We start from the raw sequence: 23,999 nt of genomic DNA on the forward strand, positions 1-23,999 counted from the left end.
ATGGCGACCCCTATCGAGACAAAGCTGAAAGACAGTGCCGCCGCCGCCGGGCTGGCGCTGGTGCTGTCCATCCCCTTCATCGGGCTGCACACCATTTCCACCGACCAGGGGCTGGTGGTGGAAAGCCGCTGGTCCTGGGTGGCCTGGGCTGTGGGGCTGGTGTTTATCGGCCGGTTGCTGCTGGGCTTTGCGCGCGATGCGCTGGCCGCGCGTGCCGCCAGCCGACCCAAGAAGCAGGCAAAGCCCGTTGCGGCGGGGGAGCCGACACTGGCGGCCCGGCTGACGCGGGCCTTCATGGCGGTGGCCTTGCTGTTTGCCGTGACGCTGCCCTTCATGCCCTATAGCGACCGCTATATCATCGACCTGGGCACCACGGTGCTGATCTATATCCTGCTGGCGCTGGGGCTGAATGTTACCGTGGGGCTGGCGGGGTTGCTGGATCTGGGTTTCGTGGCCTTCTATGCCATCGGTGCCTACAGTTTCGCCCTGCTGTCGAAATTTTTCGGACTGGATTTCTGGGTCTGCCTGCCCTTGTCGGGCCTGATCGCCGCCTTGTTCGGGGCGCTGCTGTCGCTGCCCATCCTGCGGCTGCGCGGGGATTATCTGGCCATCGTCACGCTGGGTTTTGGGGAAATCACCCGCATCGTCATCCTGAACTGGCAGAGCCTGACGGGCGGGCCGAACGGTGTGTCGGGCATTCCGCGTCCCGGCCTGTTCGGCCTGTCCTTCGACCGCCGCCCGCCGGAAGGCATGGGCAGCTTTCACGAGCTGACGGGCATCGATTTTTCCGGTGAACACCGGTTGATGTTCTTGTACCTGATCGTGCTGGCGCTCGTCTGTCTGGTGGCCTGGGTGATCAACCGGTTGCGTGCCCTGCCCGTGGGACGGGCGTGGGAGGCGTTGCGCGAGGATGAGATCGCCTGCCGGTCGCTGGGCATCAACCCCACGGCCAGCAAAGTGTCCGCCTATGCCATTGGCGGCATGATGGGCGGCTTCGCCGGCTGTTTCTTCGCCGCCCGTCAGGGCTTCGTCTCGCCGGAGAGCTTCGGTTTCATCGAAAGCGCCTTGATCCTGGCCATCGTGGTGCTGGGCGGCATGGGCAGTCAGGTTGGGGTGGTGATTGCCGCCCTGTTCATCGTCATGCTGCCGGAACTGGGGCGTGAATTTGCCGATTACCGCATGATCGTGTTCGGCCTTGCCATGATCACCATCATGGTCTGGCGTCCGGGTGGGCTGCTCTCCACCCGTGTGCCGACCGTGAAGCTGGATCAGAAGGGGGCCTGAGACATGAGCGAACCATTGCTGAATGTCACCGGCCTGACCATGCGGTTTGGCGGGTTGGTGGCGGTGGATGGCGTGAACCTGTCGGCCGATACCGGCCGCATCACCGCCCTGATCGGCCCCAACGGGGCCGGCAAGACCACCATTTTCAACTGCCTGACCGGGTTTTACAAACCCACATCGGGTGAATTGTCCCTGGCGCACCCGACGCGCGGCAAGGTCAGTTTGCAGACCCTGCCGGGCTATCAGGTGGCGCGCCATGGCGTGGTGCGTACCTTCCAGAATATCCGCCTGTTCCCGCGCATGACGGTACTGGAAAACCTGCTGGTCGCCCAGCATGTCGGGTTGATGCGCAAATCGGTGCTGGGCGTTGCCGGGCTGCTGGGCCTGAAGGGCTGGCGCACGGCGCAGAGGGACGCGATCGAGCGGGCCCGGTTCTGGATCAACCGGCTGGATCTGGGCGCTGTCGCCAATGAGGAGGCGGGCAACCTCTCCTATGGTGTGCAGCGGCGGGTGGAAATCGCCCGCGCCATGAACACCGATCCGCTGTTGCTGTGCCTGGATGAACCGGCCGCTGGTTTGAACCCGCGCGAAACGGCGGCACTGGGGGAGTTGCTTCAGGGCATCCGGGCCGAATTCGGCATCGGCATCCTGTTGATCGAACATGACATGAAGCTGGTGATGGGCATTTCCGACCATATCCATGTGGTGGAATATGGCCGCAAGATTGCCGAGGGCACGCCGGAGCAAATCCGCACCGATGAGCGCGTCATCAAGGCTTATTTGGGCGAACCGGACGAGGAAGAATTGCCGCCCGCTGTGGCAGCCGATATCGCCGATGTGGCGGGCGAAGGAGACCGGGTATGAGCCTGCTGCAACTGACGGGGGTCTGCACCAATTACGGCCCCATCGAGGCCCTGCGCGGCGTGGATGTGACGGTTGAACAGGGGGAGATTGTCACCCTGATCGGCGCCAATGGGGCCGGCAAATCCACCTTGCTGATGACCATCTGCGGCCAGCCCAAGCCTGCGGCGGGCAGCATTGTTTTCGATGGCCAGTCCATCGTCGACCTGCCGCCACATGAAACGGCCAAGCTGGGCATCGCCCAGGTGCCGGAAGGGCGGCGCATCTTCCCGCGCATGACGGTGTTTGAAAACCTGCAGCTGGGGGCCACGCTGGGCGACCCGGCCAACTTCGATACCGACATCGCCTATTGCTTCGACCTGTTCCCCATCCTGCAAAAACGCCGGGACCAGCGGGCGGGCACCCTGTCGGGTGGGGAACAGCAGATGCTGGCCATTTCCCGCGCGCTGATGAGCCGGCCACGCCTGTTGCTGCTGGATGAACCCTCGCTGGGGCTGGCACCCCTGATCATCCGCCGCATCTTCGATGTGATCAACGATCTCAACAAGACGCGGGGGATGACCATCCTGCTGGTCGAGCAGAACGCTTATCACGCGCTTAAACTGGCTCACCGCGCCTATGTGTTGGCACAGGGGCAGGTGGTCCTGCAGGGGGCTGGGCCGGAACTGCTGGCCAACCCGGAGGTGCGGGCCGCCTATCTGGAAGGCGGGGCGCATTGATGGGGAGGGGTGGGTGGTGGTGACTTTCACACCCACCCACCTCCGTCAGCATCAGGGTCTTTGCCAGATCAAACGCGTCAATGATCCGGCCACCTCCATGGTCGGAAAGCAGTCGGTAAACCGGGCCGTAGGTTTCTGACGCGATCAGCACTGTTGCCATCCGCATCTGCTCAGCAGTCAGCGCTTCCGGCTGCTGTATCGGCCGTCCGAGCAGGATGTCGCCCTGGTTGCGGCTGTCCAGGAAGCCGCTGACCCGGATGCCAGCCTGATTCAACCACCGGAAAAGCGCTTGGCCCGCTGTGTTGGTGCCGAAGATATGAATCGGCCCACCAAGGCTGTGCAGCCTCTCCAACCCATCGGTTGCCGTGAGTGTTTCCACCGTTGGGCGTGCGGGTTCAAGCCCCGCCAACAGGGGGGCGACGCGTTGGTAACAGGTGTCGTACAGCAACTGATCCTGTTCGAAGCGCTCCGCGATCATGGCCTGTACCGCGGGGCTGATCTGGTCGTCGCTGCTGTCACGGCGTGACCGGTTGATATGGATGGGGGCCAGTGGTGCCACACCCTGGTTGGCGAACAGGGCATCGATCACCGTGCCCAGAAAGGGCAGCGGAATCACTTGTGCGTCCAGTTTGTCCAGCGCTTCCAGCGCGGCATCGGCCTGCCCCGACGGGTGATAGAAAAGGCACTGGCTGTTACGGGGGGTGCCGTCGATGAAACGCTCCAGACTGCTGAAATCCAGGCCGAGATTTTGCAGAAGGGGCCGATCCTGCCGATCCCGAAGGTACCGGTACAATGACAATTGCCGTGCCATCGGCTCACGCACACAGGTCATCCAATGGAAGTGCTGATGACCGATCTGGTCCAGGAATGGTCCCATGATGGCGAGTGGCAAGTGGCTTGTGCGATGATGAAGCTGCTCTATCGGGTTGCTGACGGACGCCAGCAGACCTGGCACTGATTGGCGTTCATCATAAAGAAGGTCGCATCGATCTCGTCCATGAAGGCGAACAATGTAGTGAATAAGAGAGGTTCCGGCTGTCTTCAGGCAATGTAAAAAATACAAGGGCTTCTTGCCGGTGGATAGGTAAGATGACAAACTCACGTAACGTTGATCGTTTTTCATGCATTATGTTCCCCTGTTTGATTTTGTGTTGATCTGCCTTTGGTTAAAGTTGGTTTTTCTGTACCCCGGTTCGTTGGCCGGTTCTCCCTTTTTCCCTGAACCTCAAAGCTTCAGCGGATTGGTGTCAGACACGCCAAATCTCTTTCTGGATGGCATAGTCGAAGGCATCAATGATGTGGCGGCAGCCCTGGGCCTGCGCCACACGATGAATCGGCCCGAAGGCTTCCGCTGCGATCAGAACACTGGCGGCCTGCCATTGCGTGCTGTCCAACTGGTCGGCCCGCCAAACCGGCAGCCCGGCCAGTGTGCTGTTCCGCGTGCTGTCGATGAAACCGGCCGGTTCCAGCCCGGCCTGGCGCAGCCGGCCCAGCAATTGTTCGGCCACGCCGCTGCTGCCGAAAATATATAAATTCCCTGTCTGGACCGCCGGGCGCAGGAAGGACAGGTCGTCCCCTGGCTGCAATGTCTCCACCGGTACCGGCCGCCCCAGCCCCGCCATCAGCGGGGCAATGCGGGCATGATAGGTGCGGTAGAGCAGATCATCCTGGGCGAAGCGGTCGGCGATCAGGGCGGCGGCGGTGGGCGACAGGTCGCGGGCCGGCGGTTCCTGATCGGTGCGATTGGCGCGGATTTCCTGCAACGGCGGCAGGCCGCGCTGCACATAGATATTGTCGATCACCGCACTCATGAATTCCACCGGCACCACCTGCACATCCAGCCGGTCCAGAAAGGCGATGACATCGGCGGCCTGTCCGGATGAATGGTAGAAGCGGCACTGGCTGTTGCGCGGCATACTGTCGGTAAAAGCCTCCAGCGAGGAAAAATCGATGCAGTTATTCTGGATCAGCGGCAGATGCTGCATCTTCCGCAGGAAGCGGTAATGGGAGATTTGCCGCGCCACCGGGTCACGCACACAGACAAGCCAGTGAAACCGGCTGACATCCAGCCGGTCCAATATCGGGTCCAGCACTGAGAAAGGCAGGTGGGTGGCATGGTGGCTGTCATAAAAGCCGGGCTGCGCCGCCTCCGTCAGCAGAATGTCGGTATATTGCCGGTCGATATAATAGGTGGCGATCCGGCTGCGCCCGTCCATTCGGGTGAGATAGCCGTTCAACGAGGTGCCGGCGGTCTTCACGCAATGGACAAAGAAGATCGGCTTCCCGCCTGTGTTCAGATAGGAGGCCAGATCTGAATAGCGATGCATCCGCAGGCTCACGTACAGGTATCATGAAAATTGTTCAGCCATGCTACCCCATTGGGGTAGGCAGAGACAACCAGTCGCTGTCATCTGGATTTGCGGTATGATGGACGAGGGCGAACCGGGACAGCATGGATGATGCGGATCACCTTACTCAATACGTTCGACATTGCCGGCGGTGCCGCCCGCGCCGCCTATCGGTTGCACCAGGGGCTGCGGGATATCGGCGTGCCGCACCATTTTCTGGTTGCCCGCAAGGATAGCGACGATCCCGATATCACACCGGTCCGTCCGCGCGATGCTGCCGAGCAGGCGGCCTGGGCCGCGCGGGAGGGGGAAGGGCAGGCGGAGCTGGCGGCCTATCCTGCCCTTCAGGGGCCTGGATTCGTGCCCTTCCACAGCGGACTGGCGGGCCGTGCCGATCTGCTGGAAGATCGGCTGCCGCCAACCGATATTTTCCACCTGCATTGGGTGCGCGGTCTGGTGGACTGGCCCCTGTTCTTTCGTCGCCGCCGGCCGGATCAGGGCCTAGTCTGGACGCTGCACGACCAGAACCCTTTCACCGGTGGTTGCCATTATGCCGATGCCTGCCGGGGTTTCACCGCGGCGTGTGGCTGCTGTCCGGCGCTGGGATCGGCTGTGGCCGATGATCTTTCCGCCCTTGTGCTGGCCCGCAAACGGGCAGCATTGGCGGCCTTTCCCGGCCCGGTCCATCTTGTCAGCCCCAGCCGCTGGCTGGCGGCGGAGGCGTCGAACAGCCGGCTGTTCGCCGGCTTGCCCATCCATGTCATTCCCAATGCCGTCGATATCCGCACCCTGGTTCCGGTGGATGGCGCGCCGCTGCGCCACCGGCTGGGCATTGCGGATGATGTGCTGACGCTGGGCTTTGTCTCCCACCTGCTGGCCGATCCGCGCAAGGGGCTGGATCTGCTGATGCAGGCGCTGAACCAGCTGGCCCCCAGCCTGCCGGACCGGCTGGCCCTGTTGGTTGCCGGGGAAGGGGAGGTGCCGCCGGTCCCCCTTTCTGTGCCCTGCTTCAATGCCGGGCCGCAATCCGGCGATGCCGATCTCTGCGGGTTTTATGCTACCTGCGACCTGCTGGTCGTGCCCAGCCGCCAGGATAACCTGCCCAATGTGGTGCTGGAGGCGATGGCCTGTGCCCGACCGGTGGTCGGGTTCGACAGTGGCGGGGTGCCCGACATGATCGTGCCGGGCGTCACCGGCTTTCTGGCGCCCGGCAGCGATGCCGACGGTCTGGCGGTCGCCCTGGCGGCGGCGGTGCGCCGGCGGGCCGACCTGCCCGCGATGGGCTGGGCCGGGCGGCAGCGGGCGGAACGGGATTATGCCCCGGCCGTGCAGGCCCAGCGCTATGCGGCCCTGTATGCGGTGGTGGATCGGGAACGGGTTGATCGCCACAAAAAAGGCCGGCAATGACGCCGGCCTTCCTTGTATCGCGGCTGTGCTTTCGGCTCAGCTGCGGTTCATCCGGTTGCCCACCAATTCGGTCACCACGTTGGGATCGGCCAACGTGCTGGTATCGCCCAAAGCCTCATGTTCGTTGGCGGCGATCTTGCGCAGGATGCGGCGCATGATCTTGCCCGACCGGGTCTTGGGCAGGCCCGGCGCCCACTGGATCAGGTCCGGCGTGGCGATCGGGCCGATTTCCTTGCGGACCCAGGCCACCAGTTCCTTGCGCAGCTCGTCCGACGTCTCCTCGCCGGCATTCAGCGTCACATAGGCATAGATGCCCTGGCCCTTCAGATCGTGCGGGTAACCCACCACCGCCGCCTCGGCCACCTTGGGATGGGCGACCAGGGCGCTTTCGATTTCCGCCGTGCCCAGCCGGTGGCCGGAGACGTTGATCACGTCATCGACGCGACCGGTGATCCAGTAATAGCCATCCTCATCCCGGCGGCAGCCGTCGCCGGTGAAATACTTGCCCTTGAAGGTGCTGAAATAGGTCTGCACGAACCGTTCATGGTCGCCATAAACGGTGCGCATCTGGCCCGGCCAGCTATCGGCGATGCAGAGATTGCCCTCCGTCGCCCCTTCCAGCACCGCGCCTTCATTATCCACCACCTGCGGCTTCACGCCGAAGAAGGGCAGGGTGGCCGAACCCGGCTTCTGGCCGATGGCGCCCGGCAGCGGGGTGATCAGGATGCCGCCGGTTTCCGTCTGCCACCAGGTATCCACGATGGGGCAGCGGTTATCACCGACCACCGAATGGTACCAGAGCCAGGCTTCCGGGTTGATTGGCTCACCCACGGAACCCAGCAGGCGCAGGGAAGCGCGGCTGGTCTTCTTCACCGGGCCTTCGCCTTCGCGCATCAGGGCACGGATGGCGGTGGGGGCGGTGTAGAAGATATTGACCTTGTGCTTGTCGATCACCTCCCAGAATCGGCTGACGCTGGGATAGTTGGGGATGCCTTCAAACATCAGCGTGGTGGCGCCATTGGCCAGCGGGCCATAGACGATATAGCTGTGACCGGTCACCCAACCCACATCGGCGGTGCACCAGTAGATGTCGCCCTCATGGTAATCGAACACATATTGATGCGTCATCGACGCATAGACCAGATAGCCGCCGGTCGTGTGCAGCACACCCTTGGGCTTGCCGGTGGAACCGGAGGTATAGAGGATGAACAGCGGGTCTTCCGCGCTCAGCACCTCTGCCGGGCAATCGGCGGAGACCTTGGCAATCTCCTCCTCGTACCAGTAATCGCGGCCCTCTTTCCAGGCGACATTGCCGCCGGTGCGCTTGACCACGATGACGGAGGAGACGTCGGGCAGGCTCTCCAGCGCCTTGTCGACATTGGCCTTCAGCGGCACCTTGCGACCGCCGCGCAGCCCTTCATCGGCAGTGATGATGATCTTGCCTTCGCAGCCCTCGACCCGGTCCTTCAGGCTGTCGGGGGAGAAGCCGCCAAAGACGATGGAATGGATGGCGCCGATGCGGGCGCAGGCCAGCATGGCATAGGCCGCCTCCGGGATCATCGGCAGATAGATCGTCACCCGGTCGCCCTTCTTCACCCCATGTGCCTTCAGCACATTGGCCAGCCGGCTGACCTTTTCATGCAGCTGGCGATAGGTGATGTGGGCGCTGTCGGCGGGGTTGTCGCCTTCCCAGATGATGGCGGTCTGGTCACCGCGCTTTTCCAGGTGGCGGTCGATGCAATTATAGGAAACGTTGGTGGTGCCATCTTCGAACCAGCGGATGGCGACATCGCCTTCAAAGCTGGTGTTCTTCACCTTGGTATAGGGGGTGAACCAGTCGATCCGCTTGCCATGTTCGCCCCAGAACCCGTCCGGGTCGGAGATCGACCGCTCATACATTTCCTTGTACTTGGCGGCGTCAACCCAGGCGCCGCGGGCGGTTTCTTCCGCGACCGGAAAGAAAGTCGGGCTGCTCATGGCGTTCAATCTCCCAGCTGTTGTCGCAGCGCCGTCCGGGTTGCCCGGTGGGCAATGGCTGCGGTTCTTCTCGACCATCGGCCGGCGGAACGGATGGCGGTTCAATCGTCCCTCCAACCCGGCGTCGGTAACCTTATGTAAGCAAGCCTAAGCTATTTTGGAACATGTACATTCGTCGCGTGGACAAGGAAGCCGGCGGCTGGTTGTCCTCTCCGCCCGCGCGCGTGCATTCGGACGCGTGCTGTGATATGTAAAAAGCCAGCCGTTGCGCAGCCGGACAGGTTGGGCAACCAAACGGGGGATGAGGCATGGCGGGCGAAAAGCCGGAATGCGTGGCAGAGGTTTCCGGAACGGAGGCGGAGCTTTCCCGCCTGGGGCTGCGTACCAGCCTGCTGGCGCTGGATACGCTGCTGCGTCTGGCCCCCGGCCCCGGCGGCTTCCCCGTGCAGGAAGCCGCCCAGGATGCCCGCCTGCTGGCCAGGCGCATCCAGGTGGCGACGCAGGACATGCAGGCGGTACTGGCCAAGGCGGGGTAAGGCGCTCAGCTCCCGGCGGGCATCACACGCCCTTCACCATCCACCACCAGCGGCACGGGCCGCAGCGGCCGGCCCACACAGGGGCCTTCCACGCACATCCCATCATCCACCCGGAACAGGGCACCATGGGTGCTGCATTGCAGATGGGTGCCTTCGCGGTTCATGAACCGGTCCGGGTCCATTTCCAGTGGCACGCCGATATGCGGGCAGGCATTGCGATAGCCGTAAACCTGCTCCCCCCGGCGGAAGACCAGGATCGGCACCGGCCGTTCGCCGCCGCGATCCCAGTCAAACCCGCGTGCCGCGCCGTCGGGAATCTCTGTCAGATGGCAGAGAAAACAGCCCCCGCTCACGCCGGAACACCCATCAGGCCGCAGGCATAGGCCCATTGATCATCCGTTACCGGGCAGACGGAGAGGCGGGATTGTTTGACCAGCTGCATTTCCGACAGCACCGGATCATCCTTGATCCGCTTCAAGGTCAACGGTGCCTTGACCGGGGTGACCGGCTTCAGGTCTACCATCACAAAGCGGCCGGCGGGGTCGCTGGGGTCGGGATAGGCGGTGGCCACCACCTCGGCAATGCCGACGATCTCCAGCCCCTCATTGGAATGGTAGAAGAAAACCCGGTCGCCCACCGCCATGGTCTTCAGGTTCTTGGCGGCCTGATGGTTGCGCACCCCATCCCAATGGGTGCGCCCATCCTTGACGAACTGGTCCCAGGAATATTTGAACGGTTCGGATTTCACCAGCCAATGGGCCATCTTCTTGTCGTCCCCTGGTCGATCAGGCCGGCAGAACCTTGCGGTAAGGCCGGATCGTTACGCTGGCGAACAGACCAGCCTTGGCATAGGGGTCGCCGGCGGCAATCGCCTCCACTTCGGCCCGGTCGGCCACGTCCAGGATCAACAGGCTGCCGACGGGCTTGCCCTCTTCGCTGAGAATCGGGCCGGCGATGGTGATCTTGTCCGACAGCCCGGTCAGATATTCCAGATGCGGCGGGCGGGTCGCCATGCGCAGGTCCAGCGAATCCGGCTTGTCGATACATTCCAGAATGAAGTGCATGGCGTCGTACCCTGTTGGTTCAATGTTGCGCTTTGACCGGAATGCTTAACCGGTGACGCGGGCGGCGTCCAGGCCATTGACGCGGTTGTGAATAGCCGGTCACACTGCCCGCCAAAGCAAGATCCATACACGAATAAGACGGGGTCGGACATGATGCGGTCGCGGGGCGGTCGCTGGTTGGTGACGGGGCTGGCATTGCTGCTGGCTGGCTGCGCCACCGGACAGGGAACCGGGCATTCCGGGGGTAAGGACAAGGGCGGGGACAAGCAGGCGCTGGCGCCGGGGCTGGATGCGGCCAGCAGCCGCGACCCGTTCCCCAGCCGCTATAAGGCTGCCCCCAGCGGGCTGGTGGCGCTGACCGGGGCGACGGTGCTGACCGGCACCGGGGCGCGGATCGAAAACGGCACCGTTATCATCCGCGATGGTCGGATTGAGGCGGTGGGGGCGGGCCTGCCCGTGCCGGCGGGGGCCACCATTGTGGATGCGGCGGGGCGTTGGATCACCCCCGGCATCATCGACATGCATTCCCATCTGGGGGTCTATGCCTCCCCGGCGGTGGAGGCCCATTCCGACGGGAATGAAATGACGGACCCGAACACGGCCCAGGTCTGGGCTGAACATTCGGTCTGGCCGCAAGATCCCGGCTTTGAACGGGCGCTGCGCGGCGGCGTGACCACCCTGCAACTGCTGCCCGGTTCCGCCAACCTGTTCGGCGGGCGCAGCGTGACGGTGAAGAATGTCACCGCCCGCAATGTGATGGAGATGAAATTCCCCGGCGCCCCCTATGGGCTGAAAATGGCCTGCGGGGAAAATCCCAAGCGCGTCTATGGCGACAAGGGCCGGGCACCGGGTAGCCGCATGGCCAATGTGGCGGGGTATCGCACGGCCTGGATCGAAGCGGCGGAATATCGCCGCAAATGGGACGCCTATTACAAGGAAAAGCAGGAGGCCAAGGGCGACAAGCAGCCGGACCCGCCCAAGCGTGACCTGCAACTGGAAACGCTGTCCGGCGTGCTGTCCGGCGATATCCTGGTGCAGAACCATTGCTACCGTGCCGACGAGATGTCGGTGATGATGGAGGTGGCGCGGGAATTCGGCTATCGCGTCGCGGCCTTCCACCATGCCACCGAGGCCTACAAGATCACCGACCTGCTGAAGCAGGATAATGTCTGCATTGCCACCTGGGCGCACTGGTGGGGCTTCAAGATGGAAGCCTATGACGGGGTGCCGGCCAATGCCGCCATGGTGCACCGGGCCGGGGCCTGCGCCGTCATTCATTCCGATGACGAAACATTGATCCAGTACCTGCCCAAGGAAGCCGCCCAGGCCATGGCGGAGGGCAATTATCTGGGCCTTGGCATCAAGGAGGAGGAGGCGATCGGCTGGATCACCGCCAACCCCGCCAAGGCCATCGGCGTGCAGGACAAGACCGGCACGTTGGAGCCGGGCAAGATGGCCGACGTGGTGGTGTGGAACGGCAACCCCTTCAGCATCTATACGCTGGCCGATCTGGTTTATATTGATGGCGTGCCGCAGTTCGACCGCGCCCACCCGCCCGCCGAACCCCGCTCTGATTTTGAGCTGGGGCAGGCGGGGGCGGAAATCTTCCAGGGCAAGGGGGCGAAATGATGCGCGGCTTCAAACAGATGCTTCTTGGCGGGGCCGTGCTGCTGGCCGGCCTGAGCCCGACGGCGGGGGCGGAAACCATCGCCATCCAGGGGGCGACCCTGGTGAATGGCAGCGGTGTGTCCACCCCCGACGCCACCATCATTATCAAGGATGGCATTGTCACGGCGGCGGCCCCCGGTGCGGCGGTGCCGGCGGGGGCGACGCTGGTGGAGGGTAAGGGCAAGGTGGTGACGCCGGGTCTGTTCGTCTCCTCCTCCGATATCGGGATTGAGGAGGTGAGTGCCGTCAAGGAGACCAATGACAGCAATGCCGCCAATCCCCGGATCAGCGTGGCCTATGATCCCTCCTACGCCGTCAACCCGGCCAGCAGCCTGATCCCGCTGGCGCGGGCCGGTGGCATCACCCGCGCCGTGGTGATGCCCGCCGTGGCCTTTGGCGATGGTGCCCATATCCATGACGGGGAGACGGCGGGCCATGTCGATGAACCTTTGTTCCAGGGCCAGCCGGCGCTGATCCATCTAGGGGCCGCCCCGGACATCGTGGTGAAGCCCCGCCTGGGCGTGGCCCTGCCCTTTGGCGAAAGTGCCGCCAGCAGTGCCGGCGGCAGCCGTGCGCTGTCCGTTGCCATCCTGAAGGCGGCGCTGGAGGATGTGCGCCATTACGCCGCCAACAAGGGGGCCTATAACCAGGGCGGTACGCGGGAATATAGCCTGTCGCGGTTGGATCTGGAGGCGCTGCTGCCCGTGGTGCGGGGGGAAGCGCCCTTGTTCCTGGCCGTCCACCGCGCCGCCGATATCCGCGTCGCCCTGCGGCTGGCGCGGGAGGAAAAGCTGCGGCTGGTACTGATGGGGGCGGAGGAAGGCTGGATGGTGGCGGGGGAAATCGCCGCTGCCGGCGTGCCCGTCATCATCAAGCCGACCACCAACCTGCCGGGCCGGTTCGAGATCCAACATGCGCGGCTGGACAATGCCGCCCTGCTGGAAAAGGCCGGCGTGGTGGTGATCCTGACCGGCAGCGCCGATGGCCATTATGCCAATCAGGTGCGGTTCCAGGCCGGCACAGCGGTGGCCTATGGGATGCCGCGCGACAAGGCGCTGGCCGCCATTACCGGCCGCCCGGCGGCGCTGTTCGGGGCGGGCAGTGCCGGCCAGATCGCGGTGGGCAAGCCCGCCGATCTGGTGATGTGGGGCGGTGACCCGCTGGAACCGATGGTGCTGGCGGAACGGGTGTTCGTCAACGGGGTGGAACAATCCCTGAAAACCCGCCAGCGCGCGCTGGAGGAGCGTTACTTGAAGCGGTGAGAAAGGTTGGGGCCGCCTGAGCCAAAGACGGCCCCCTATCCGCTTACTTCCCATCCAGCACCCAATCCGGCCGCACCCAATGGCAGGTATAGCCGTTGGGGGTGCGTTCCAGATAATCCTGGTGGAAATCTTCGGCTTCCCAGAACGGACCGGCGGGCGTGATTTCGGTGGCGAGCTTGCCGGGCCAGCGGCCGGAGCCCTCCACCGCCGCCGTCACCTGCCGCGCCGTTTCGGCCTGGGTGTCGTCCAGGGTGAAGATGGCGGAACGGTATTGGGTGCCGATATCATTGCCCTGACGGTTGGTCGTCGTCGGATCATGGATCTGGAAGAAAAACTCCAGCAGCCGGCGATAGGTCAGCTTTTCGGGATCGAAGCTGATTTCGATCGCTTCCGCATGGCCGGTCTTGCCGGTCTTCACATCCTTGTAGGTGGGGTTGGCCAGACCGCCGCCAGTATAGCCGACGCGGGTGGTCACCACGCCCGGCACCTTGCGGATCAGATCCTGCATCCCCCAGAAACAGCCGCCGGCCAGAACGGCCTTTTGCGTGCCCATTCAACATACTCCCAGATCAAAGGAATCGACGTGGTGGATAAGGTGGGCGAGGGGCCGGGTAAAATCCAGGGGGACGGCGCGCATCATGGGTCACCCGTGCGTGATCGGCGTTCGACAAGCGGCTTGCGCCGCGTTAAATCCGCCTGCCATGACTGAACAGACCCCTGCCACCGATGCCGCGCTGGCCGCGCGCGTCGCCGCCCTTGATCTGGTTTCCGCTGTGCTGTCGCGCCGCGTGCCGTTTGATGATGCCTGGGAAGGCCATCGCGGCATCCGCCTGCTGGAAGCGCGCGACCGCGCCTTTGTGCGCCTGCTCTGCGCCACCGTGCTGCGCCGGCTGGGCCAGATCGATGCCTGCATCGCTGCCTGTCTGGACAAGCCGGGCCAGCAGTTGAAGGCCGTGGTGCAGGACATTCTGCGCTTAGGGGCTGCCCAACTGCTGTTCCTGAATACGCCGGCCCATGCTGCAGTGGATACGGGCGTGGAACTGGCCATCCAGCGCAAGCAGCACCCCTATAAGGGTCTGATCAACGCCGTCCTGCGCCGGCTGGCGCGTGATGGGCAAACCATGCTGGCGGCACAGGATGCCGGCCGGCTGAACACGCCGGACTGGCTGTGGCTGGCCTGGCGCAAGCATTACGGCACCGGCCCCACCCGCGCCATCGTGGAAAGCCAACTGAACGAAGCGCCGCTGGATATCACCGTGAAGGCGGATGCTGCTGCCTGGGCAGAAAAGCTGGGTGGTGTGCTGCTGCCCACCGGCAGCATCCGCCGCTCCGCCGGCGGGCAGGTGGTGGAACTGCCGGGCTTCGATGAGGGGGCTTGGTGGGTGCAGGATGCCGCCGCCGCCATCCCGGCGCGGTTGTTCGGCGACTTGTCGGGCAAGCGGGCGCTGGATCTCTGTGCCGCCCCCGGCGGCAAGACGGCGCAGCTGGCCGCCGCCGGTGCCCAGGTCACCGCCGTCGACCGTTCCGACAAGCGGCTGCTGCGCCTGACGGAGAATATGCAGCGGCTGGGTTTTGCCGGTCAGGTCACCACGGTCGTGGCCGATGCCACGGAATGGCGGCCGGAACAGCCGGCCGATGCTGTGCTGCTGGACGCGCCCTGCAGTGCCACCGGCACCATTCGCCGCCATCCCGATGTCGCAAGGCTGAAGGGTGAGGAGGATGTGGAGAAGCTGGGCCGCATCCAGTCCCGGATGCTCTATCGCGCTGTCGACATGCTGAAGCCGGGCGGCGTGCTGGTTTACTGCACCTGCTCCCTCCAGCCGGAAGAGGGGGAGGTGCAGATCACCAACCTGCTCTATCGCCGCCCGGAAATGCAGGTCGTGCCGGTCTCGGCCGATGAGGTGGGCGGCATGGCCGCCTTGCTGACGCCGGAAGGCTTCGTGCGCTGCCATCCCGGCCATCTGGCAGACCAGGGCGGCATGGATGGCTTCTTCGTTGCCCGGCTAAAGCGGACGGCCTGAGTCTCAGTGTCTGTCCGGAAAGTTATCGCGTCTTTCGAACCCTTGACCTTTCTCCACTGTCATTCCCGCGAAGGCGGGAATCCAAAATCCGCGCTGTCGTATGGATTCCCGCCTTCGCGGGAATGACGGTTAAGAGATTGGAAAAGAAGTGAAAGTTCTTGGACGGACCTCAGGCCTTCTGCGGCAGCAGCACGACGCCGTCCTCGTCACTGTAAAGCCATTGGCCGGGGGTGAAGTCGCAGCCACCGAAATGCACGGTGATGTCGGCCTCCCCGGCCCCGATCTTAGCACTTTTCAGCGGGTTGGTGCCCAGCGCCTTGACGCCCAGCGGCAGGGCGCTGATGGCCACGGAATCCCGGATGGCGCCGTGCACGACGATGCCGGCCCAGCCATTTTTCACCGCCAGCCCGGCGATGATATCGCCCACCAGGGCGGAGGCCAGCGTGCCGCCGCCATCCACCACCAGCACCGCCCCGTCACCGGGATTGGAGAGCAGGGATTTCAGCAGCGCATTGTCGCGGTGGCACCGCACCGTGCGCACCTTGCCGAAGAAGCGGGCATGGCCGCCGAAATTACGCAGCTGCGTGCTGCAGCTGCTGATCACCCGTTCATGCTGGTCAACAAGGTCGGCGGTGGCGAAGCTCATGGGCTGTTTCCTGTCCTGGGGCCGCCGGTTCGGGCCGCAGCAGGATTAAACGCTACAAAGGCCAGGCTCGACCAGCTGGACTTTCGGCGGAAATTGGTTCACCCCGCCTCTGCCCGGCGCACCACCACCACCTGATTGCGTCCGCCTGCCTTGGCGGCATAGAGCGCCTCGTCGGCGGCGCGCAGGATGGCGGCAACGCTGGCCAGTTCCGGGCAATAGGCGGCAACTCCGATGCTGGCTGTCACCTCGATCTCCGCCCCCTCATGGCGCAACGGGGTGAAGGAAAGCAGGTGGCGCAATTGTTCGGCCAGACTCTGCGCCGTCTCCAGGTCTGTTTCCGGCAGCAGGGCAACGAACTCCTCCCCGCCCAGGCGGGCGAATAGGTCGGTCTGGCGCAGATTATTGCCCACCAGCCGCGCCACCGCCCGCAGCACATGATCACCAATGGCATGGCCATACCGGTCATTGACGGATTTGAAATGGTCCAGATCCAGCAGCAGCATGGACAAAGGACGCCGGAAACGGCGGGCGCGGGCCACTTCCTGCTCGCCCTGCTCCTCCAGTCGACGGCGGTTGGCGATGCCGGTCAGCGGGTCCAGCCGCGCCTCTGCTTCCAGCTGCAATTCCAGACGGAAGCCATAGCGGGCGGTTCGCTCCAGCGCATGGGCCAGCACATAGGCGGCAAAGATGCCGGTGGCGAAGAAGCTGATCGTATTGAACAGGGGAAAGCCCGTCTGCCCATCCGCCCAGAGCAACCCGCCCACCAGCAGGGCAGAGGGCAGGTTGACCAGCGGCACCAGCCGCGCCCGGGTGACGCAGATGGCCGAGACGGTGGGAAAGATCGCCAGCCCGGCCGGGCCGTACAGGAAACCGTCGGCCAACAGATACTGGGTCAGACCCACACAGCCCGTACCTGCGGTCACCGCGACCATTGCCATGGGTAGCAAGGGCATTGCCGGACGATGGGAAATGCTCCAGGCGCACCATAATATCGATGCCGACGCGGCCAGTCGGATCGGCATCACCAGCCAGAAGCGCGATGGGTCCAGGACCAGATCCCAAATGACGAAGGTCAGCAGGGAGATGGCGCCCGCACCGATCGGCCAGACCAGCGCATCGCGCAGCCGGGCTTCCCGCCATTCGTCGAAACGCCGTTCCGTTGCTTCGTCAAAACTTGGTAAACCAAGGGCCATACCCGTCTGTCCGTTTCCTGCCTGCTGGTTGCGATGTTTTTCAATTTTTCCCGCATATTACAGCGGGCAGGGGCAGGCGCCCAGCCGGCAAATATCGATATTGAAATCGTTTTAGATATAATTCCTTCGTTCTATCGGCGGATGGAAAATCGGTTGTCTCGAACAGTTGTTTGAACGATGCTGCGGCAGGGCCGGATCAACGGTCCGGTGCAATGATGGACGGAGGACACCATGGCCGCCTTTGACCCCGCCGTGAACCGGCACTGGCTGCTGGACGCCCGCCCCAAGGGCGGCAATTTCGCTGAGGTATTGAGCCTGCGGGAAGAAAAGGCACCGGAGCCGGGGCCGGGCGAATATCGCGTGCGCACGATCTATCTGTCGCTGGACCCGACCAATGCGGTCTGGATGCAGTATGACAGCTATCTGCCGGCGGTGCCGCTGGGCACCACCATGCGCGGGCTGGTGCTGGGCGTGGTGGATATCTCCAACCATGACCGGATCAAGGTTGGCGATATTGTCATGGGCATGGGGGGTTGGGCCGATTACGTCATCACTAATGGTGAAGGCATGGGCAAGGTGCCCAATATCCCCGGTCTGCCGCTGCTGGCTTATATGGGGCCGCTGGGCATGACGGGCGCCACGGCCTATTTCGGCCTGCTGGATATTGGCAAGCCCAAGGAAGGGGAGACCGTGGTGGTTTCTGCCGCCGCCGGTGCCGTCGGCTCCCTGGTCGGGCAGATTGCCAAGCTGAAGGGCTGCCGCGCCGTCGGCATCGCCGGGTCGGAGGAAAAATGCAACTGGCTGACCGGGGAGTTGGGCCTTGATGCGGCGGTGAATTACAAGGCCCAGGGCTGGCGCAAGCAGCTGCGCGCCGCCGTGCCGCAGGGCGTGGATATTTATTTTGAGAATGTCGGCGGGGAAATCACCGAGACGGTGCTGGAACTGCTGAACATCAAGGGGCGCATCCCCTTCTGTGGCGCCATCAGCCAGTATAATGCCACCGAGCCGCAGCCGGGGCCGCGCAACCTGTCCATTCTGGTGTCGCGCCGGGCGCGGATGGAAGGGTTCCTGGTGCTGGATTACGCGCCCCGCATGGCGGAAATGTATGCCGAAATGGGCCCCTGGGTGGCGGCCGGCAAGATCAAATGGAAGGTGGACCTGGATCAGGGGCTGGAAAATACCCTGACCTCTTTCGCCAAGCTGTTCAGCGGCGGCAATACCGGCAAGCTGGCGGTGCAGGTTTCTGCCGAACCGTAAGCGATCACGGGCCCGGCAGGTCAGCCGGGTCGCGGATGATCAGGTCAAACAAGTCCCGCATCGCCGGTTCCGCTGCCCCGTTCCCGGTGGACAGGCTGGCGATGCGGGGTTTGGGGGTGCGGCGGCTGGCTATTTCCAGCATGGGCCGCAGCTCATACCGGAACGCCTGCTGGGCGAAGGGAAACCGGTCCAGCAGCAGCAGGGCCGGGCGGCTGCGCGCGAACAGGGCCAGCAGGCTGGCGGCGCGCTGTTTCTTCCAAGCATGGCCCGCCGGCTTGCCATCTCCATCCAGAATCAACCCTGGTTGATCGGCCCGCCAATGGGCAACCGGGGTCAGTGCTGTGACGGTCAGCGCTGGACCCGGCATCGGTGGGGCTTCCCCACCCCAGGCAAGCCGCACGTTCCAGCCGCCCGCTGCCAGCCGCTGCGCGGCGGCAAACAGCCGTTCTGCATCGCCCGCCGCCATCGGCTGGGCCCAGAAGAATAGATCAGGGGGCGGTGCAGCGTTCATTGTTGCAGGGCGGCAAAGCTGGACAAGGCGGCTATCATCGGTCACCACTATGGTAATCAAAGGGAAAACCGGAACCAACCGGCATCGGGGAACATGGGGGAATAATGGCCGCCAACTTGGCTGCGGAGGTGGAGGCATTACGCCGCCTGCCCATCTTCGCCGATATTGAGTTGTCGAAGCTGAAGCTGCTGGCCTTTACCAGCGAGCGGGTCAGTTTCAATCCGGGTGACATGCTGTTCCGCCAGGAGGAGGCGCCGGAAGCGGCCTTCCTGATTCTGGAAGGGCAGGTGAGGCTGGTCGTGGACACGCCGGCCGGCCGGCGGGACTTTGTCGATGTGCCGGCAGGCGGCATTGTCGGGGAAATCGGCATTCTGTGTGATCATCCCCGCATTGCCAGCGCCCAGGCCATCGCCCCGGTCAGCGCCCTGCGCATTGCCCGCGACCCGTTTTTGCGCATGTTGATGGAGTTTCCCCATATCGCCATCACGGTGATGCGGGAACTGGCCCTGCGGCTGGAACGCACAACGCGGGAGCTGTGGTCGCTGCCACCGCCGGGCTGAAACCAAGTTGCGGTGAGCAGAACTCGTCGCAGCTCGGTATGGCGGCGACCGCCGCCGCGCGGCCCATGCCGCTGGTATTAGGAAGGCCGGCCGCGCTTGACCGCGTTGATCACCCGGTCCAGTTCCTGCAGGAAGGCCGATTTGTCGGATTTGGACATGGGCGCATTGCCGCCCTGTACTACCCCCATGTCGCGCAAATCCTGCATCAGGGCGCGGCTGGCCAGGGCAGAACCGATATTGGCCGGGGTGAAGGATCGGCCGGTGGGGCCGACGACGCGGGCCCCCTTGTCCAGGCAGCGCTTGGCCAGCTGGATGTCGGCGCTGATGACGATATCGTCCTTCGCCGCCTTTTCCACGATCCAGTCATCGGCGGCATCGAACCCGTCGGAGACGACCACCAGCCGCACATCGCCTTCCATCGGCACGCGCAGCGGGCTGTTGGCGACCAGATGCACGGTCAGCCCATAGCGCAGGGCCACCCGGAAGGTTTCCTCCTTCACGGGGCAGGCGTCGGCATCAATCAATATCTCAGGCATGGCGGGCGTTTTTCAGCAGATGAAACGGATAATGCCCGCACAATGCCCCGACAGGATCAGTTTGGCGAGCGGGAGATGCTTTTGATCGGACCGCGCGGCTTGCCGGACATCTGGGCGATTTCCCGATCCTGCTCCTCAATGAAGCCGCGCACGGGATCTTCGCCATCCAGGCCGCCGACCAGGGCGCGGGGAACCTTGCGGTTGGAGGTGCGCTGACCATCCTGATAGTAGACGTCGAACAGGATGTGACCGGTTTCCACCGGTGCCTTTTTCTTGGCCATGGGACCAACTCCTATAAAATAAGGGCACAAAGCAGAAGGGGGACGCCGGTTGCCCGGCGTCCCCCTTCCCAATTCCGATGCCTTGCGGCGATCAGACCGCCTTCAGATTGACGGCGGAGGTCTTGCCCCGGCGCGGATCGCGCTCTTCCTCGAACGAGACCTTCTGGCCTTCGTTCAGGGAAGACATGCCAGCGCGTTCAACGGCGGAGATGTGGACGAACACGTCCGAACCGCCATTTTCCGGCTGAATGAAACCAAAACCCTTGGTGCTGTTGAACCACTTAACGGAACCGATCGGCATTGTGCCTCTCCTTCGATTTGGGATGGCAGCGCGCCACCGGCGCACCGCATCAGACGTGTCCAGATGGGTCGTCGATCTGGAAACCCGAAGGCAGCAGGCCGGCAGTCCGTAGGAAGAATGACCCGCCTGATATGGACGTTCCTTCCGCCGCTTGCAAGGGCAATACCGGATTTCGTGGTTCTGGCGGCCATGTGCGAACGGGCAGGCTTGCAAAAAGCAGCCTGATGCACCTATCTGCGGGGATGCCATTTGCGGGCTCGGGGACAGGCCATGGATGATTGTGACGGGTTGCCGGCGCTGGCCGATTTTGACTGTCAGGCCTGTGGTGCCTGCTGCGCCTATTCCGCCGACTGGCCCCGCTTCACGCTGGAAGATGACGCGGATATTGCCCGCATTCCCCCGGCGATGCTGGCGGCCAACGGGTCGGGGATGCGCTGTGAAGGCGACCGCTGTGTCGCGCTCACCGGCAAGGTGGGGGAGGCGACAGGCTGCGGCATCTATGCGCTGCGGCCGATTGTCTGCCGTGACTGCCTGCCGGGGGACGAGGCGTGCCTGATGGCCCGCCAGCACCATGGGCTGTGACCACCGGCCTACGCTTGTCATAAATGGCGAAAGTTTCACGAAAATTCGCGCAGTTGCGATTGAGCTTTAACGGGATATCGTTCAGCCTGGAATGGGGCTGACCGGAGAGGTGGTGCGGGATGGCGCGATTGGGTTTGCAGGGAAGGTTGGCGGCGGCACTGCGCCGTGTCACCGACCTGTTTATCCCCACCCGGATGCGCCAGCCTGGCTTTGACGAAAACCAGTTGCAGCGCGCCCGCGCCTTTGTACGCATCACCCTGCTGATTCTGGGGGGGCTGCTGGTGATTGCCGGCATCTGGATTGCCAAGGAGGGGCCATCCACCCCGGCCAGTCTGGCCTGGATGATCTATGCCACGCTGCTGGGCGCCAATCTGGTGCTGGTGCGGCTGACCGGCCGCTTTCATGCCGTGACCCTGGCCAACAACCTGATGGGGCTGACGGCCATCGCCTATCTGCTGAACCTGACCGGGGGGCTGCATTCGCCGCTGCTACCCCTGTTCCTGGTGGGCGTGGTGACCACGGGCAATTTCGGTGGCAACCGGGCCATTCTGGTGTTTTTCGGCGGATTTGCCCTGGTGATCACCGGCACCTATTTTTGCCAGATCTATCGGCCGCCTGTGCCGCCCGATCTTCATTCACGATTCGCCCTGATGGTGACGGCCATCGTGCTGATGATCCTGGCCACCCTGTCGGCACAGTCGGCACGCACCCGCACGCGGCGGCGTCTGCGTGATGCCCGCGATGCTGCCGTGGCTGAACGGCGCACGGCGGAACAGGCGCTGGCCGATCTGCGGGCTGCCCAGTCGCAGATGCTGTTACAGGAGAAAATGGCCAGCCTGGGCAGCATGGTGGCCGGGGTGGCGCATGAGGTGAACACGCCCGTCGGGTTGACCGTCACTGGTGCCTCCCAGCTGCGCGCGGAAACGCGGGAGCTGGTGGCACAGGTGGCGGAGGGCAGGTTGCGCCGGCATGAGCTGGATGAATATCTGCGGCTGGTGGAGGAGCTTTCCACGCTGATCGAACGCAATGCCCTGCGCGCTGGCGAGCTGATCCAGTCCTTCAAGGATGTGGCGGTGGACCAGTCCAGCGATGCCCGCCGGACCTTCCGGCTGGGCCCCTATGTCGCGGAGGTGCTGGCCAGCCTGTCGCCGCATTTGCGCCGCGCCCAGCATAGGGTGGATGTCGATATTCCCGATGGGATCGAGCTGGATGGTTATCCGGGCGCCGTGGCGCAGGTCATCACCAATCTGGTGATGAACAGCATCATGCATGGTTATCCCGATGAACGGCCGGGCCATCTGCGCCTGTCGGCGCGGGTGTTGCCGGGGGATCGGGTGGAACTGGTTTACAGCGATGATGGGCAGGGAATTCCCGTCATCCTGTGGGAGCGGATTTTCGAGCCCTTCTTCACCACCAGGCGCGGCAGTGGCGGTTCGGGCCTGGGACTCTATCTGCTCTATTCCATCGTCACGGTGCGCCTGGGCGGTACAGTAACAGTGGGCCACGCCCCCCAGGGCGGGGCCCTGTTTACATTGGTATTCCCGTGCCGGGCGCCGGAAAAGGTTGCGGCTGAAACTTTGCTGGGAAAGCAGGATTGATCCATGACAATAGTACGCGCGGGGCGGGAATTGGTCTGTGCCCGGCTTGCGCCGGCCGACCGGTTCCGCCTAATCTGACGCCCGAGGGCAGGGACGGGTGAAACAACCTGTCAAACACGCTTTCAAGGAGAGGAACCATGGTTGAAGTGGTAATTGCCGGTGCGGCCCGTACCCCTATCGGGTCTTTCAACGGCGCCTTTGCGGGCGTGCCCGCCGCCAAGCTGGGCGAGGTCGCCATCCGGGAGGCGCTGGCCCGCGCACAGACCGACGCGGCCGAAGTCTCCGAAGTGGTGATGGGCCATGTGCTGACCGCCGGTCTGGGCCAGAATCCGGTGCGTCAGGCCGCCATCGCCGCTGGCATCCCGTCCAGCCGCACGGCCTTTGCCATCAACCAGATCTGCGGGTCCGGCCTGCGCGCCGTGGCGCTGGGCTATCAGTCGCTGCTGCTGGGTGATACCGATGTGGTGGTGGCTGGCGGCCAGGAAAGCATGTCGCTGTCCCCGCACGCCATGTATATGCGCGGCGGCACCAAGATGGGTGACGCCGCCCTGGTCGACACCATGATCAAGGACGGCCTCTGGGATGCCTTCAACGGCTATCACATGGGCGTCACCGCTGAGAATGTGGCGGAGAAGTTCCAGATCAGCCGCGAGGAGCAGGACGCCTTTGCCGCCGGTTCGCAGCAGAAGGCCGAAGCCGCGCAGAAGGAAGGCCGCTTCCAGGCTGAAATCGCCGCCGTCACCATCGCCAGCCGCAAGGGCGATGTGGTGGTGAATGCCGATGAATATCCCAAGCATGGCACCACGGCGGAAACGCTGGCCAAGCTGAAGCCGGCCTTCAAGAAGGATGGCACCGTCACCGCCGGCAATGCCTCGGGCCTTAATGACGGGGCTGCCGCCCTGGTGCTGATGCGCGCCGACAATGCGGCCAAGCGCGGCGTGCAGCCGCTGGCCCGCATCGTCAGCTGGGCCACCGCCGGCGTCGATCCCTCCATCATGGGTACCGGCCCGATCCCGGCGTCGCGCGAAGCGCTGCGCAAGGCCGGCTGGTCCATCGACCAGTTGGACCTGATCGAGGCGAATGAGGCGTTCGCCGCCCAGGCCCTGGCCGTGAACAAGGATCTGGGCTGGGATCCGGCCAAGGTGAATGTCAATGGCGGCGCTATTGCGCTGGGCCACCCGATCGGTGCGTCGGGTGCCCGTGTGCTGGTGACCCTGTTGCATGAAATGGCCCGCCGCGACGCCAAGAAGGGTCTGGCGACCCTGTGCATTGGCGGCGGCATGGGTGTCGCGCTCTGCGTGGAGCGCGACTGAGCATCAAAAACGGCCCCTGCCGGCCTGATCGCCGGCGGGGGGCCACCCTTTTAATATCCAAGCAATTCACAACC

25 protein-coding genes are annotated in these 23,999 nt (G+C 64.0%); 13 read left to right on the plus strand and 12 right to left on the minus strand.

The window, feature by feature from the left end; all coding sequences use genetic code 11:
* Genes livM through GE253_RS11355 form a run of 3 tightly spaced genes read left to right on the plus strand, consistent with a single transcriptional unit; the run spans nucleotide 1 to nucleotide 2,864 of the window.
* Complete coding sequence (gene livM, locus GE253_RS11345) at nucleotides 1–1,284, plus strand: high-affinity branched-chain amino acid ABC transporter permease LivM (RefSeq protein WP_153204241.1); 1,284 nt, start codon at nucleotides 1–3, stop codon at nucleotides 1,282–1,284.
* Between the two features lie 3 nt (nucleotides 1,285–1,287).
* Nucleotides 1,288–2,148, plus strand: a complete 861-nt coding sequence (gene livG, locus GE253_RS11350; RefSeq protein WP_153204242.1) for a high-affinity branched-chain amino acid ABC transporter ATP-binding protein LivG — start codon at nucleotides 1,288–1,290, stop codon at nucleotides 2,146–2,148.
* Complete coding sequence (locus GE253_RS11355) at nucleotides 2,145–2,864, plus strand: ABC transporter ATP-binding protein (protein WP_153204243.1); 720 nt, start codon at nucleotides 2,145–2,147, stop codon at nucleotides 2,862–2,864. The genes livG and GE253_RS11355 overlap by 4 nt, the downstream gene beginning before the upstream one ends.
* A gap of 1,247 nt (nucleotides 2,865–4,111) precedes the next feature.
* On the opposite strand, the gene GE253_RS11365 is transcribed toward GE253_RS11355, so the two are convergent.
* Nucleotides 4,112–5,191 carry a sulfotransferase family 2 domain-containing protein gene (locus GE253_RS11365; protein ID WP_153204245.1) on the minus strand — a complete coding sequence of 360 codons (1,080 nt, stop codon included), beginning with the start codon at nucleotides 5,189–5,191 and terminating at the stop codon, nucleotides 4,112–4,114.
* Nucleotides 5,192–5,320: 129 nt separating this feature from the next.
* Between GE253_RS11365 and GE253_RS11370 the strand changes: the two genes are divergently transcribed.
* Nucleotides 5,321–6,619, plus strand: a complete 1,299-nt coding sequence (locus tag GE253_RS11370) for a glycosyltransferase (protein ID WP_153204246.1) — start codon at nucleotides 5,321–5,323, stop codon at nucleotides 6,617–6,619.
* 36 nt (nucleotides 6,620–6,655) lie between these two features.
* Here GE253_RS11370 and acs read toward each other — a convergent pair whose 3' ends face one another.
* Nucleotides 6,656–8,596: an acetate--CoA ligase gene (gene acs, locus GE253_RS11375; protein ID WP_153204247.1), complete on the minus strand. Its 1,941-nt coding sequence runs from the start codon at nucleotides 8,594–8,596 to the stop codon at nucleotides 6,656–6,658.
* A 308-nt stretch (nucleotides 8,597–8,904) separates the two neighbouring features.
* Between acs and GE253_RS11380 the strand changes: the two genes are divergently transcribed.
* Complete coding sequence (locus tag GE253_RS11380) at nucleotides 8,905–9,132, plus strand: hypothetical protein (protein WP_089287448.1); 228 nt, start codon at nucleotides 8,905–8,907, stop codon at nucleotides 9,130–9,132.
* 5 nt (nucleotides 9,133–9,137) lie between these two features.
* On the opposite strand, the gene GE253_RS11385 is transcribed toward GE253_RS11380, so the two are convergent.
* Genes GE253_RS11385 through GE253_RS11395 form a run of 3 tightly spaced genes read right to left on the minus strand, consistent with a single transcriptional unit; the run spans nucleotide 9,138 to nucleotide 10,196 of the window.
* Entirely contained in the window at nucleotides 9,138–9,485 is a 348-nt protein-coding gene (locus tag GE253_RS11385) for a Rieske (2Fe-2S) protein (RefSeq protein ID WP_348770829.1), read from the minus strand.
* Nucleotides 9,482–9,895 (minus strand): EVE domain-containing protein, encoded by a 414-nt coding sequence (locus GE253_RS11390; RefSeq protein WP_089287446.1) that lies wholly within the window; start codon nucleotides 9,893–9,895, stop codon nucleotides 9,482–9,484. Before GE253_RS11390 ends, GE253_RS11385 begins: the two co-directional genes overlap by 4 nt.
* A 22-nt stretch (nucleotides 9,896–9,917) precedes the next feature.
* Nucleotides 9,918–10,196, minus strand: coding sequence for a YciI family protein (locus tag GE253_RS11395; RefSeq protein WP_153204249.1), 279 nt, complete (start codon nucleotides 10,194–10,196; stop codon nucleotides 9,918–9,920).
* A 150-nt stretch (nucleotides 10,197–10,346) separates the two neighbouring features.
* Here GE253_RS11395 and GE253_RS11400 point away from each other — a divergent pair, with 150 nt between their 5' ends.
* Both GE253_RS11400 and GE253_RS11405 read left to right on the plus strand, forming a co-directional pair.
* The gene (locus GE253_RS11400; protein WP_247878604.1) at nucleotides 10,347–11,825 is read left to right on the plus strand and encodes an amidohydrolase family protein; all 1,479 of its coding nucleotides are present in this window, start codon (nucleotides 10,347–10,349) and stop codon (nucleotides 11,823–11,825) included.
* Entirely contained in the window at nucleotides 11,822–13,126 is a 1,305-nt protein-coding gene (locus GE253_RS11405) for an amidohydrolase family protein (protein WP_211101423.1), read from the plus strand. Before GE253_RS11400 ends, GE253_RS11405 begins: the two co-directional genes overlap by 4 nt.
* Before the next feature lie 43 nt (nucleotides 13,127–13,169).
* Here GE253_RS11405 and msrA read toward each other — a convergent pair whose 3' ends face one another.
* Nucleotides 13,170–13,679 carry a peptide-methionine (S)-S-oxide reductase MsrA gene (gene msrA, locus GE253_RS11410; RefSeq protein WP_153204250.1) on the minus strand — a complete coding sequence of 170 codons (510 nt, stop codon included), beginning with the start codon at nucleotides 13,677–13,679 and terminating at the stop codon, nucleotides 13,170–13,172.
* Between the two features lie 148 nt (nucleotides 13,680–13,827).
* On the opposite strand from msrA, the gene GE253_RS11415 reads away from it, so the two are divergent.
* A complete protein-coding gene (locus GE253_RS11415) occupies nucleotides 13,828–15,147 on the plus strand; it encodes a transcription antitermination factor NusB (RefSeq protein ID WP_153204251.1) in 1,320 nt (439 codons plus the stop codon).
* Nucleotides 15,148–15,316: 169 nt separating this feature from the next.
* Here GE253_RS11415 and rraA read toward each other — a convergent pair whose 3' ends face one another.
* Together rraA and GE253_RS11425 are read right to left on the minus strand one after the other, a co-directional pair.
* The gene (gene rraA / locus GE253_RS11420; protein ID WP_153204252.1) at nucleotides 15,317–15,793 is read right to left on the minus strand and encodes a ribonuclease E activity regulator RraA; all 477 of its coding nucleotides are present in this window, start codon (nucleotides 15,791–15,793) and stop codon (nucleotides 15,317–15,319) included.
* Between the two features lie 98 nt (nucleotides 15,794–15,891).
* Nucleotides 15,892–16,986: a GGDEF domain-containing protein gene (locus GE253_RS11425; protein WP_153204253.1), complete on the minus strand. Its 1,095-nt coding sequence runs from the start codon at nucleotides 16,984–16,986 to the stop codon at nucleotides 15,892–15,894.
* 231 nt (nucleotides 16,987–17,217) lie between these two features.
* Between GE253_RS11425 and GE253_RS11430 the strand changes: the two genes are divergently transcribed.
* Nucleotides 17,218–18,243 carry an NADP-dependent oxidoreductase gene (locus GE253_RS11430; protein ID WP_153204254.1) on the plus strand — a complete coding sequence of 342 codons (1,026 nt, stop codon included), beginning with the start codon at nucleotides 17,218–17,220 and terminating at the stop codon, nucleotides 18,241–18,243.
* 4 nt (nucleotides 18,244–18,247) lie between these two features.
* On the opposite strand, the gene GE253_RS11435 is transcribed toward GE253_RS11430, so the two are convergent.
* Nucleotides 18,248–18,799 carry a hypothetical protein gene (locus GE253_RS11435; protein ID WP_153204255.1) on the minus strand — a complete coding sequence of 184 codons (552 nt, stop codon included), beginning with the start codon at nucleotides 18,797–18,799 and terminating at the stop codon, nucleotides 18,248–18,250.
* A 59-nt stretch (nucleotides 18,800–18,858) separates the two neighbouring features.
* On the opposite strand from GE253_RS11435, the gene GE253_RS11440 reads away from it, so the two are divergent.
* Nucleotides 18,859–19,314 carry a Crp/Fnr family transcriptional regulator gene (locus GE253_RS11440; RefSeq protein ID WP_153204256.1) on the plus strand — a complete coding sequence of 152 codons (456 nt, stop codon included), beginning with the start codon at nucleotides 18,859–18,861 and terminating at the stop codon, nucleotides 19,312–19,314.
* Nucleotides 19,315–19,391: 77 nt separating this feature from the next.
* Here GE253_RS11440 and GE253_RS11445 read toward each other — a convergent pair whose 3' ends face one another.
* The 3 genes from GE253_RS11445 to GE253_RS11455 all read right to left on the minus strand — a co-directional run bounded on the left by GE253_RS11445 (nucleotide 19,392) and on the right by GE253_RS11455 (nucleotide 20,432).
* Nucleotides 19,392–19,850, minus strand: coding sequence for a YaiI/YqxD family protein (locus GE253_RS11445; protein WP_153204257.1), 459 nt, complete (start codon nucleotides 19,848–19,850; stop codon nucleotides 19,392–19,394).
* Nucleotides 19,851–19,906: 56 nt separating this feature from the next.
* Complete coding sequence (locus GE253_RS11450) at nucleotides 19,907–20,131, minus strand: hypothetical protein (RefSeq protein WP_153204258.1); 225 nt, start codon at nucleotides 20,129–20,131, stop codon at nucleotides 19,907–19,909.
* Nucleotides 20,132–20,222: 91 nt separating this feature from the next.
* Nucleotides 20,223–20,432, minus strand: a complete 210-nt coding sequence (locus GE253_RS11455; RefSeq protein ID WP_089287433.1) for a cold-shock protein — start codon at nucleotides 20,430–20,432, stop codon at nucleotides 20,223–20,225.
* 270 nt (nucleotides 20,433–20,702) lie between these two features.
* On the opposite strand from GE253_RS11455, the gene GE253_RS11460 reads away from it, so the two are divergent.
* The 3 genes from GE253_RS11460 to GE253_RS11470 all read left to right on the plus strand — a co-directional run bounded on the left by GE253_RS11460 (nucleotide 20,703) and on the right by GE253_RS11470 (nucleotide 23,925).
* Nucleotides 20,703–21,014, plus strand: a complete 312-nt coding sequence (locus GE253_RS11460; protein WP_153204259.1) for a YkgJ family cysteine cluster protein — start codon at nucleotides 20,703–20,705, stop codon at nucleotides 21,012–21,014.
* A 119-nt stretch (nucleotides 21,015–21,133) separates the two neighbouring features.
* Nucleotides 21,134–22,612, plus strand: a complete 1,479-nt coding sequence (locus GE253_RS11465; protein WP_153204260.1) for a HAMP domain-containing sensor histidine kinase — start codon at nucleotides 21,134–21,136, stop codon at nucleotides 22,610–22,612.
* A gap of 137 nt (nucleotides 22,613–22,749) precedes the next feature.
* Complete coding sequence (locus GE253_RS11470) at nucleotides 22,750–23,925, plus strand: acetyl-CoA C-acetyltransferase (protein ID WP_153204261.1); 1,176 nt, start codon at nucleotides 22,750–22,752, stop codon at nucleotides 23,923–23,925.
* Nucleotides 23,926–23,999 lie beyond the last annotated feature (74 nt).

The sequence above is a fragment of the Niveispirillum sp. SYP-B3756 genome, assembly GCF_009495745.1.
GTDB lineage: Bacteria > Pseudomonadota > Alphaproteobacteria > Azospirillales > Azospirillaceae > Niveispirillum.

Coding starts and splice junctions, on each gene's coding strand:
- livM (WP_153204241.1), top strand. CDS start 1: ATGGCGACCCCTATCGAGACAAAGCTGAAAGACAGTGCCGCCGCCGCC.
- livG (WP_153204242.1), top strand. CDS start 1,288: ATGAGCGAACCATTGCTGAATGTCACCGGCCTGACCATGCGGTTTGGC.
- GE253_RS11355 (WP_153204243.1), top strand. CDS start 2,145: ATGAGCCTGCTGCAACTGACGGGGGTCTGCACCAATTACGGCCCCATC.
- GE253_RS11365 (WP_153204245.1), bottom strand. CDS start 5,191: ATGCATCGCTATTCAGATCTGGCCTCCTATCTGAACACAGGCGGGAAG.
- GE253_RS11370 (WP_153204246.1), top strand. CDS start 5,321: ATGATGCGGATCACCTTACTCAATACGTTCGACATTGCCGGCGGTGCC.
- acs (WP_153204247.1), bottom strand. CDS start 8,596: ATGAGCAGCCCGACTTTCTTTCCGGTCGCGGAAGAAACCGCCCGCGGC.
- GE253_RS11380 (WP_089287448.1), top strand. CDS start 8,905: ATGGCGGGCGAAAAGCCGGAATGCGTGGCAGAGGTTTCCGGAACGGAG.
- GE253_RS11390 (WP_089287446.1), bottom strand. CDS start 9,895: ATGGCCCATTGGCTGGTGAAATCCGAACCGTTCAAATATTCCTGGGAC.
- GE253_RS11395 (WP_153204249.1), bottom strand. CDS start 10,196: ATGCACTTCATTCTGGAATGTATCGACAAGCCGGATTCGCTGGACCTG.
- GE253_RS11400 (WP_247878604.1), top strand. CDS start 10,347: ATGATGCGGTCGCGGGGCGGTCGCTGGTTGGTGACGGGGCTGGCATTG.
- GE253_RS11405 (WP_211101423.1), top strand. CDS start 11,822: ATGATGCGCGGCTTCAAACAGATGCTTCTTGGCGGGGCCGTGCTGCTG.
- msrA (WP_153204250.1), bottom strand. CDS start 13,679: ATGGGCACGCAAAAGGCCGTTCTGGCCGGCGGCTGTTTCTGGGGGATG.
- GE253_RS11415 (WP_153204251.1), top strand. CDS start 13,828: ATGACTGAACAGACCCCTGCCACCGATGCCGCGCTGGCCGCGCGCGTC.
- rraA (WP_153204252.1), bottom strand. CDS start 15,793: ATGAGCTTCGCCACCGCCGACCTTGTTGACCAGCATGAACGGGTGATC.
- GE253_RS11425 (WP_153204253.1), bottom strand. CDS start 16,986: ATGGCCCTTGGTTTACCAAGTTTTGACGAAGCAACGGAACGGCGTTTC.
- GE253_RS11430 (WP_153204254.1), top strand. CDS start 17,218: ATGGCCGCCTTTGACCCCGCCGTGAACCGGCACTGGCTGCTGGACGCC.
- GE253_RS11440 (WP_153204256.1), top strand. CDS start 18,859: ATGGCCGCCAACTTGGCTGCGGAGGTGGAGGCATTACGCCGCCTGCCC.
- GE253_RS11445 (WP_153204257.1), bottom strand. CDS start 19,850: ATGCCTGAGATATTGATTGATGCCGACGCCTGCCCCGTGAAGGAGGAA.
- GE253_RS11450 (WP_153204258.1), bottom strand. CDS start 20,131: ATGGCCAAGAAAAAGGCACCGGTGGAAACCGGTCACATCCTGTTCGAC.
- GE253_RS11455 (WP_089287433.1), bottom strand. CDS start 20,432: ATGCCGATCGGTTCCGTTAAGTGGTTCAACAGCACCAAGGGTTTTGGT.
- GE253_RS11460 (WP_153204259.1), top strand. CDS start 20,703: ATGGATGATTGTGACGGGTTGCCGGCGCTGGCCGATTTTGACTGTCAG.
- GE253_RS11465 (WP_153204260.1), top strand. CDS start 21,134: ATGGCGCGATTGGGTTTGCAGGGAAGGTTGGCGGCGGCACTGCGCCGT.
- GE253_RS11470 (WP_153204261.1), top strand. CDS start 22,750: ATGGTTGAAGTGGTAATTGCCGGTGCGGCCCGTACCCCTATCGGGTCT.